General features: G+C 73.2%; 9 protein-coding genes and 1 pseudogene. 9 read left to right on the forward strand and 1 reads right to left on the reverse strand.

Annotation, left to right across the window (positions count from 1 at the left end):
* The 9 genes from CR938_RS13135 to CR938_RS14480 form a co-directional block, all read left to right on the forward strand.
* The coding region (locus tag CR938_RS13135) for a transposase (RefSeq protein ID WP_162125432.1) at positions 1–184 on the forward strand (184 nt) is incomplete at its 5' end.
* A gap of 21 nt (positions 185–205) precedes the next feature.
* Positions 206–871, forward strand: a complete 666-nt coding sequence (gene can / locus CR938_RS13140; protein WP_162125433.1) for a carbonate dehydratase — start codon at positions 206–208, stop codon at positions 869–871.
* A 26-nt stretch (positions 872–897) separates the two neighbouring features.
* A complete protein-coding gene (locus CR938_RS13145; protein WP_162125434.1) occupies positions 898–1446 on the forward strand; it encodes a 3-hydroxyanthranilate 3,4-dioxygenase in 549 nt (182 codons plus the stop codon).
* A 10-nt stretch (positions 1447–1456) separates the two neighbouring features.
* Positions 1457–2731, forward strand: coding sequence for a kynureninase (gene kynU, locus CR938_RS13150; protein ID WP_162125435.1), 1275 nt, complete (start codon positions 1457–1459; stop codon positions 2729–2731).
* A gap of 1 nt (position 2732) precedes the next feature.
* The gene (locus CR938_RS13155; protein ID WP_162125439.1) at positions 2733–4109 is read left to right on the forward strand and encodes an FAD-dependent oxidoreductase; all 1377 of its coding nucleotides are present in this window, start codon (positions 2733–2735) and stop codon (positions 4107–4109) included.
* Positions 4106–5545: an exodeoxyribonuclease I gene (gene sbcB, locus CR938_RS13160; protein WP_162125436.1), complete on the forward strand. Its 1440-nt coding sequence runs from the start codon at positions 4106–4108 to the stop codon at positions 5543–5545. Before CR938_RS13155 ends, sbcB begins: the two co-directional genes overlap by 4 nt.
* Positions 5542–6228, forward strand: coding sequence for a DUF2461 domain-containing protein (locus CR938_RS13165; RefSeq protein WP_162125437.1), 687 nt, complete (start codon positions 5542–5544; stop codon positions 6226–6228). The genes sbcB and CR938_RS13165 overlap by 4 nt, the downstream gene beginning before the upstream one ends.
* A gap of 2 nt (positions 6229–6230) precedes the next feature.
* The gene (locus CR938_RS13170) at positions 6231–6830 is read left to right on the forward strand and encodes a DUF2939 domain-containing protein (protein ID WP_162125438.1); all 600 of its coding nucleotides are present in this window, start codon (positions 6231–6233) and stop codon (positions 6828–6830) included.
* A 57-nt stretch (positions 6831–6887) separates the two neighbouring features.
* Positions 6888–8555, forward strand: a complete 1668-nt coding sequence (locus CR938_RS14480; protein ID WP_211365241.1) for an N-acetylmuramidase domain-containing protein — start codon at positions 6888–6890, stop codon at positions 8553–8555.
* Here CR938_RS14480 and CR938_RS13180 read toward each other — a convergent pair.
* Positions 8543–8651 (reverse strand): annotated as a pseudogene (locus tag CR938_RS13180) (IS110 family transposase); the annotation flags it as partial. The gene CR938_RS14480 and the pseudogene CR938_RS13180 sit on opposite strands and share 13 nt — an antisense overlap.

Below are 8651 nucleotides of genomic sequence, written 5' to 3' on the forward strand. Positions count from 1 at the left end.
CGTCGCCTGGGCCCAGACCCGCCAGACCAACGGCTTCCTCGAAGCGCTCAACGGCCTGTTTCAGTCCGCCAAGCGCCGCGCTCGCGGCTTCACCCGCTTCACCACTATCAGAACCGTCATCTTCCTGATCGCCGGCAAGCTCGACTTCGCAGTGATCAACCCTCATGCCCGGCAACCCACTTGAAATTCAACAGAGCCTACGGCGATGACCAATGACCTGCAGGACCTGATCCGCCGCAACCATGCCTGGTCCGAGCGCGTGCGCGCCGAGGACCCGGGATTCTTCGCCCGCCTGTCCAGGCAGCAGGCGCCCGAATACCTGTGGATCGGCTGCTCCGACTCGCGGGTGCCGGCCAACCAGATCATCGACATGGCCCCCGGCGAGGTGTTCGTCCACCGCAACGTGGCCAACGTCGTGGTCCACACCGACCTCAACTGTCTGTCGGTGATCCAGTTCGCGGTGGACGTGCTCAAGGTCCGCCACATCCTGGTGGTGGGCCACTACGGCTGCGGCGGCGTGTACGCCGCCCTCACCCGCCAGCGCCTGGGCCTGGTGGACAACTGGCTCCGCCACGTCAGCGACGTGGCCGAGCACCATGCCGACTGCCTGGCGCACGCCGGCGACACCGACCTGCAGCACGCCCGCCTGTGCGAGCTGAACGTGGTCGAGCAGGTGGTCAACGTGTGCAAGACCCACGTCGTCCGCGACGCCTGGGAACGCGGCCAGCCCCTGACCGTGCACGGCTGGGTCTACAGCCTGCGCGACGGCCGGGTCCACCACCTGGGCATGGACGTGGACCGGATCGAGGAGCTGGAACCGCAGTACCAGGCCGCCCTGGAGCGCATCGGCCAGGACCGCGAGCTGCGCTGAGCCCCCTTCCCCACGCGAGGCCCGCCATGCTGACCGCCCCGTTCAACCTGCAGGCCTGGATCGAGGAGCACCGCCACCTGCTCAAGCCGCCGGTGGGCAACCAATGCCTGCACGACGGCGAGTTCATCGTCATGGTGGTCGGCGGCCCCAACGCCCGCACCGACTTCCACTGGGACGAGGGCCCGGAATGGTTCTACCAGCTGGAGGGCGAGATGGTGCTGCGCGTGCAGGAGCGGCCGGAGGGCGGCCCCGGCGCGGTGCGCGACATCCCGATCCGCGCCGGAGAGGTGTTCCTGCTGCCGCCGCGCGTGCCGCACTCGCCGCAGCGCATGGCCGGCTCGGTGGGTCTGGTGGTCGAGCGCCGCCGCCTGCCGCACGAGCGCGACGGCCTGCTGTGGTACTGCGAACGCTGCAACCACAAGCTGTACGAGAAGTTCTTCCACCTGCGCGACATCGAGCGCGACTTCCCGCCGGTGTTCGAGCGCTACTACGGCTCGCCCGAGCACCGCACCTGCGGCCATTGCGGCCACCTCAACCCCGTGCCGGCCTCCGGCGCCGCCACCGGCCCCTCCTGAGCCACCGCCCATGACCCGCCACGACGACCTCGCCCAGGCCCTCGCCCTCGACGCCGCCGACCCGCTGCGCGGATTGCGCGACGAGTTCCTGGTGCCGCGCCACGGCGACGGCGAACAGGTCTACTTCGTCGGCAACTCGCTGGGCCTGCAGCCGCGCGGCACGCGCGCGCAGGTGCAGGAGGTGCTGGACAAGTGGGCCGGCGAGGCGGTGGAAGGCCACTTCAGCGGCGACACCGCGTGGATGCACTACCACCGACTGGTGCGCGGGCCGCTGGCGCGGCTGGTCGGCGCACGGCCGGAGGAGGTGGTGGCGATGAACACGCTGACGGTGAACCTGCACCTGATGCTGGCCAGCTTCTACCGCCCCACCCCGGAGCGGCCGGCGATCCTGATCGAGGCCGGCGCCTTCCCGTCCGACCGCCATGCGGTGGAGTCGCAGATCCGCCTGCGCGGCTTCGATCCGGCCACCGACCTGGTCGAGGTCGAGGCCGACCAGCCGGACGGCACCCTCTCCGACGAGGCCGTCGCCCACGCCATCGCCACCCACGGCCCGCGCCTGGCCCTGGTGCTATGGCCGGGCGTGCAGTACCGCACCGGCCAGGCCTTCGACCTGGCCGGCATCACCCGCCTGGCCCATGCCCAAGGCGCGGTGGCCGGCTTCGACCTGGCCCACGCCGTGGGCAACCTGCCCCTGGCCCTGCACGACTCCGGCGCCGATTTCGCGGTGTGGTGCCACTACAAGTACCTCAATGCCGGGCCCGGCGCGGTGGCCGGCTGCTTCGTGCACGAGCGCCACGCCCGCGCCGGCCTGCCACGCCTGGCCGGCTGGTGGGGCCACGAAGCCGCCACCCGCTTCCTGATGGGGCCACGGTTCGTGCCGGAGGCCAGCGCCGAGGGCTGGCAGCTGTCCAACCCGCCGGTGCTGGCGCTTGCACCGCTGCGCGCCTCGCTGGAGCTGTTCGAGCGCGCCGGCGGCATGGCCGCCCTGCGCGCCAAGTCCGGGCACCTGACCGGGCTGCTGGAGCGGCTGATCCACGAACGCCTGGCCGACACCCTGCAGGTGGTCACGCCCGCCGACCCGGCGCGGCGCGGCTGCCAGCTGTCGCTGCGCGTGGCCGGCGGCCGCGAGCGCGGCCGCGCCCTGTTCGAGCATCTGCGCCGGGCCGGCGTGCTCGGCGACTGGCGCGAGCCGGACGTGATCCGGGTGGCGCCGGTGCCCCTGTACAACCGCTACGCCGAGGTGGTGCGCCTGGTCGAGGAAGTGGAGCGCTGGCGTGGTGGCTGAGCTGCCGGGCGAGCGCGAGCTGGTCCTGGTCGGCGCCGGCCTGGCCGGCTGCCTGCTGGCCATCCTGCTGTGCCGGCGCGGCTGGAAGGTGACCGTGTACGAGCGCCGTGGCGACCCGCGGGTCAAGGGCTACGAGTCCGGCCGCTCGATCAACCTGGCCCTGGCCGAGCGTGGCCGCCATGCCCTGGAGCAGGCCGGCGTGCTGGAGGCGGTGATGCGCCAGGCGGTGATGATGCGCGGGCGCATGGTCCACGGCCGCGACGGCCCCACCCGCCTGCACCGCTACGGCCGCGACGACAGCGAGGTGATCTGGTCGGTGCACCGCGCCGACCTCAACCCGACCCTGCTGGAGGCGGCCGAGCGCGCCGGCGCCCCCGTCCACTTCCACCGCCGCCTGCACACGGTGGACTTCGACGCCGGCTACGCGCGCCTGATCGACGACCGCGACGACCAGCCGCACGACATCCGCTTCCGCACCCTGGTCGGCACCGACGGCGCCGGTTCGGCGCTGCGCGCGGCAATGGTGCGCAAGGCCGGCCTGGTCGAGCGCACCGAGTTCCTGGACCACTCCTACAAGGAGCTGACCATCCCGCCGGCGGCCGACGGCGGGTTCCGCATGGAACCGCACGCCCTGCACATCTGGCCGCGCGGGCGCTACATGTGCATCGCCCTGCCCAACGACGAGCGCACCTTCACCGTCACCGTGTTCCTGCCCAACCAGGCCGCGCCCGGCAGCGGCGACCCCTGCTTCGCCAGCGTGCGCAGCGGCGCCGAGGTGCGCGCCCTGTTCGATCGCGACTTCCCCGACGCGCTGCCGCTGATCCCGGACCTGGAGCGCGACTGGGAGCACCACCCGCCCGGCCTGCTGGGCACGCTGTACCTGGACCGCTGGCACCTGGACGGCCGCGCGGTGCTGGTGGGCGACGCCGCGCACGCGATGGTGCCGTTCCACGGCCAGGGCATGAACTGCGCCTTCGAGGACTGCCTGGCCATGGTCGAGGCGATGGAGCGCCACGGCTCGCTGGAGGCGGCCTTCGCCGCCTACGAGGTCGAGCGCAAGCCCAACGCCGCGGCCATCCAGGCCATGGCCCTGGAGAACTACATCGAGATGCGCGACCGGGTGGACGACGCCGGCTTCCAGCTGCAGCGCGAGCTGGAGCTGGCCCTGCAGCAGCGTCATCCGCAGCGCTTCGTGCCGCACTACACCATGGTCACCTTCATGCGCGTGCCCTACGCGGTGGCGCTGTGGCGCAGCCAGGTGCAGCGGCAGATCCTGACCGAGGCCACGCGCGGCCGCGCCAGCCTGGACGGCATCGACTGGGAAGCGCTGGCCCGCGCGGTGCGCGAGCGCCTGCCCCCGCTGGAAGGAGCACGATGAGCGGCAGCTTCCTGTTCTACGACCTGGAGACCTTCGGCGCCGACCCGCGCCGCAGCCGTATCGCCCAGTTCGCCGCGCTGCGCACCGACGCGGAGCTGAACCCGGTCGAGGCCCCGATCAGCCTGTACGTGCGCCCGGCCGACGACCTGCTGCCCTCGCCCACCGCCACGTTGATCACCGGCATCGACCCGTACCAGGCCCTGCGCGACGGCCTGACCGAGGCCGAGGCGGCCGCGCGCATCGTCGAGGAGATGGGCCGCCCGGGCACCTGCACCCTGGGCTACAACTCGCTGCGCTTCGACGACGAGTTCGTCCGCCACACCCTGTTCCGCAACTTCTTCGACCCGTACGAGCGCGAGTGGCGTAACGGCAACTCGCGCTGGGACCTGCTGGACGTGCTGCGCCTGGCCCATGCCCTGCGCCCGGACGGCATCACCTGGCCCAAACGCGAGGACGGCGCCACCTCGTTCAAGCTCGAGCACCTGGCCCTGGCCAACGGCGTGCGCGTGGGCGAGGCCCACGAGGCGCTGTCGGACGTCAACGCCACCGTGGGCCTGGCGCGCCTGCTGCGCCGCGCGCAGCCGCGGCTGTGGGACTACGCCCTGCGCCTGCGCGACAAGCGCCACGCCGCCAGCCTGCTGGACACCTTCGCCATGGCCCCGGTGCTGCACGTCTCGCAGCGCTATCCGGCCAGCCGCCTGTGCGCGGCGGTGGTGCTGCCGCTGGCCACGCACCCGGACATCCCCAACCGCGTGATCGTGTTCGACCTGGACGGCGACGAGCAGGCGCTGCTGGACCAGGACGCCGACGCCATCGCCGACCGCCTGTACACCCCCACCGCCGACCTGCCGGAGGGCGTGAGCCGGGTGCCGCTGAAGGAGGTGCACCTGAACCGCTCGCCCATGCTGGTGCCGTGGGCGCACCTGCGCGCGCCGGACTTCGAGCGCCTGGGCCTGGACCCGGACGCGCTGCTGGCCAAGGCCGAACGCCTGCGCGCGCACGGCCCGGAACTGGCCGAGAAGGTGCGGCGGGTGTTCGCCCGGGTCCGCGACGGGCAGCCAGGCGATCCGGACGGCGCGCTGTACGCCGGCTTCTGTGGTGACGGCGACCGCCGCCTGTGCGTGCAGGTGCGTGCCTGCACGCCCGAGGAGCTGGCCCGCCGCCACTTCGGGTTCCGCGACCCGCGCCTGCCGGAACTGCTGTTCCGCTACCGCGCGCGCAACTGGCCCCATACCCTGGACGCGGCCGAACGCCAGCGCTGGGACGAATCCCGCCGCCTGCGCCTGCAGCAGGACAGCGGCCTGTCGGAGCACACCTTCGACAGCTACTTCGCCGAGATCGCCGCCCTGCGCGCGGCCCACGCCGGCGACGGCCCGCGCCAGGTCCTGCTCGACCGCCTCGAGGCCTGGGGCCGCGAACTGCAAGCCACGCTATGACCACCTACTTCACCGAGGCCAGCTTCCGCTTCCTGCGCGGGCTGGCGCGCCACAACGACAAGGCCTGGTTCCAGGCGCACCGCGCCGACTACGAGGTGCACGTGCGCCAGCCGTTCCTGCGGCTGATCGCCGACCTGCAGCCGGCGCTGGCCAGGATCAGCCCGCACTACCGCGCCGACCCGCGCCCGCTGGGCGGCTCGCTGTTCCGCATCCACCGCGACGCGCGCTTCTCCCGCGACAAGTCGCCGTACAAGACCTGGCAGGGCGCGCGCCTGTTCCACGAACGCCGCCGCGAGGTGCCAGCGCCCTCGTTCTACATCCACCTGCAGCCGGGGGAGAGCTTCGTCGGCGCCGGCCTCTGGCACCCGGAGCCGGACACCCAGCGCCGCGTGCGCCAGTTCATCCTCGAGAACCCCGGCAGCTGGAAGGCCGCGGCCCACGCCCCGGCCCTGCGCCGCCGCTTCGCCATGGACGAGAGCGAAATGCTGGTGCGGCCGCCGCGCGGCTTCCCGGCCGACTTCCGGTTCATTGACGACCTGCGCCACCGGAACTGGGTACTCTGGAGGCCCCTGGAGGACGCGACCATGACCGGCCCACGCCTGCGCCACACTCTGGAAACCGACCTGGCGGCCCTGGGCCCGTTCGTGGACTACCTCTGCGCCGCGCTGGACCTGGAGTTCTAGCGATGGCCGGGGGGCAGGCACCGCCGCTGCAGCGGACACGGCGCCGGGCCGCCCTCTTCGCCGTACCGCTGCTGCTGGCCGTGCTGGCGCTGGCCGCGTGGCTGGCGGCCGGCCCGTGGCTGGCGGGGCGCGGCATCGGGCGCGCCTTGGAGACGCGCGACACCGCCGCGCTGGAACGCCACGTGGACTTCCCGCGCCTGCGCGCCAACCTCAAGGCGCAGCTGGACGACCGTCTGGTGCGTGCCGCCGGTGATGCCGCCGCGCACCCGCTGGGCGCGCTGGCCCTGGCCGCCGCCGGCGGCCTGGCCGGCGCCACGGTGGACGTGATGGTCACGCCCACCGGCATCGCAGGACTGCTGCAGGGCCACGCGCTGTGGCAGCGGAGCCGGGGCCGCACCGTGGACCACGATCCCTGGGGCGCCACCGAACCGGCGCGGCCGCTGCACGATGCCCGGCTGCGCTGGGAATCCCCCTCCCGCTTCACCGCCACCGTGATCCATCCCGACGGCCGCCGCACCGTGTGCGTGCTGCAGCGCCAGGGGCTGCGCTGGCGCCTGGTCGACATCCGCCTACCCGAGGAGCCTGTCGCCCCCGTCTTCTGAGCCGCGGCCTCGCGGCCGCGGACATCCGCCCGTTCGTATCCCAGGGAGAGGACGCCGATGGAGAAGGAGACCGGACCCGACCGCACCATCACCGAGGCCATGTGGGAGCGCCTGGCCACGCGCCTGAAGGTGGAGGTGGCCGCGCTCAAGGCGGTGGCCGAGGTGGAATCCTCCGGTAACGGCTTCCTGCCGCCGCCGGACCGCCGGCCCACCGTGCTGTTCGAGGGCCACGTGTTCCACCGCCTCACCGCCGGACGCTTCGGCCGCAGCCATCCCGACCTCAGCCACCCGCGCTGGAACCCGCGCCGCTACGCGCGCACGCCGGCCGGCGAATGGGAACGCCTGGACCGCGCCGCGCAGCTGGACGCCACCGCGGCGCTGCAGTCGGCCAGCTGGGGCGCGTTCCAGATCATGGGCTTCAACTACGCGCTGTGCGGCTTCGACAGCATCGGCCGCTTCGTCGAATGCCAGTCCACCAGCGCCGAGGCGCAGCTGGAGGCCTTCGCCACCCTGCTCGGCCGCCCCGGCTCGCCGCTGCTGGCGCCGCTGCGCCGCCGCGGCTGGGCGCGCTTCGCCCGCCTGTACAACGGGCCGGAGTACCGCCGCAACCGCTACGACGACAGGCTCGCCGCCGCCTACGCGCGCCATGCCGGCACCGCCCCGGCGCGCGCGCGCCGGCCGACCGCGCCGGCTCGGCCCGCCCCCGGCCGGCCCGGGCCGGCGCCGCTGGAACTGCTGGAGACCGCCCGGCCCGTGTCGCGCCGCAGCGGCATCCGCGTGCTGAACGTGCGCCCGGACGCGGTGGACCTGCGCGACTGGGAGTACCGGCCACCGGTGGCCTCGGCGCCGCCGGACGTGGTCTATCCGCCCGAGGTGCGCCCGGTGCTGGACCAGGGCCTGAGCGCGGCCTGCACAGGCTACGCCCTGGCCACGGTGATCGAGTACCTGCTGGTGCGCGCCGGCCGCCACGTCGAGCCGGTGTCCCCGCACATGCTCTACAGCATGGCCCGCCGCTACGACGAATGGGCCGGCGACGGCGAGGACGGGGACCAGGCCGACACCGGCTCCTCGCTGCGCGGTGCGCTCAAGGGCTGGCTGCGCCACGGCGCCGCCGCCGCGCGTCTGTGGCCGCGCCCGCCGATGCCGCCGCCGCGCGCCGACGCCTGCGAGGACTGGTGGACCGACGCGGTGAAGCGCCCGCTGGGCGCGTACTACCGCATCGACCCGCGCTCGCTGCGCGACATGCACGTGGCCATCGCCCAGACCGGGGCGCTGCTGGCCAGCGCCTGCATCCACGCCGGCTGGGAGGAGCTGTTGCAGCCGGCGCCGCTGCCGCGTCCGCAGGACCCGGCCGGCCTGCCGGTGATCCGGCGCATGAGCGGCCAGCCGGACGCCGGCCACGCCTTCGCCATCATCGGCTACACCCGCGACGGCTTCATCGTGCAGAACTCCTGGGGGCCGGCCTGGGGTGCCGGCGGCCTGGCCGTGCTGCGCTACGGCGACTGGCTGGAGAACGCCATGGACTGCTGGGTGGCGCAGCTGGGCGTGGTCACCGCCGAGCACGAGGCCATCGCCAACGCGGTGTCGCTGCGCACCAACCCCGCCGGCACCCGCACCGTGCTCTCCGGCAACCCGGTGCTGGCCGAGCACGAGCTGGGTCCGTTCATCGTCAACATGGGCAACGACGGCCTCCTGAGTAACCGTCTTCCGAGTCAAGCGCCGTGAAGCGCGTTATCCCAAGGTTTGTTGGTTCTGACCATGGCATTGAGCACGGTCAGCAGCTTGCGCATGCAAGCGACCAAGGCGACTTTGGGGCATTTG

Origin of the sequence: Pseudoxanthomonas taiwanensis (assembly GCF_010093135.1) — a bacterium.
GTDB lineage: Bacteria > Pseudomonadota > Gammaproteobacteria > Xanthomonadales > Xanthomonadaceae > Pseudoxanthomonas > Pseudoxanthomonas taiwanensis.

Bases quoted from the DNA above. Each gene is read 5' to 3' on its own strand.
- CR938_RS13170 (WP_162125438.1), top strand. From the start codon at position 6,231: ATGGCCGGGGGGCAGGCACCGCCGCTGCAGCGGACACGGCGCCGGGCC.
- CR938_RS13145 (WP_162125434.1), top strand. From the start codon at position 898: ATGCTGACCGCCCCGTTCAACCTGCAGGCCTGGATCGAGGAGCACCGC.
- can (WP_162125433.1), top strand. From the start codon at position 206: ATGACCAATGACCTGCAGGACCTGATCCGCCGCAACCATGCCTGGTCC.
- sbcB (WP_162125436.1), top strand. From the start codon at position 4,106: ATGAGCGGCAGCTTCCTGTTCTACGACCTGGAGACCTTCGGCGCCGAC.
- CR938_RS13165 (WP_162125437.1), top strand. From the start codon at position 5,542: ATGACCACCTACTTCACCGAGGCCAGCTTCCGCTTCCTGCGCGGGCTG.
- CR938_RS14480 (WP_211365241.1), top strand. From the start codon at position 6,888: ATGGAGAAGGAGACCGGACCCGACCGCACCATCACCGAGGCCATGTGG.
- kynU (WP_162125435.1), top strand. From the start codon at position 1,457: ATGACCCGCCACGACGACCTCGCCCAGGCCCTCGCCCTCGACGCCGCC.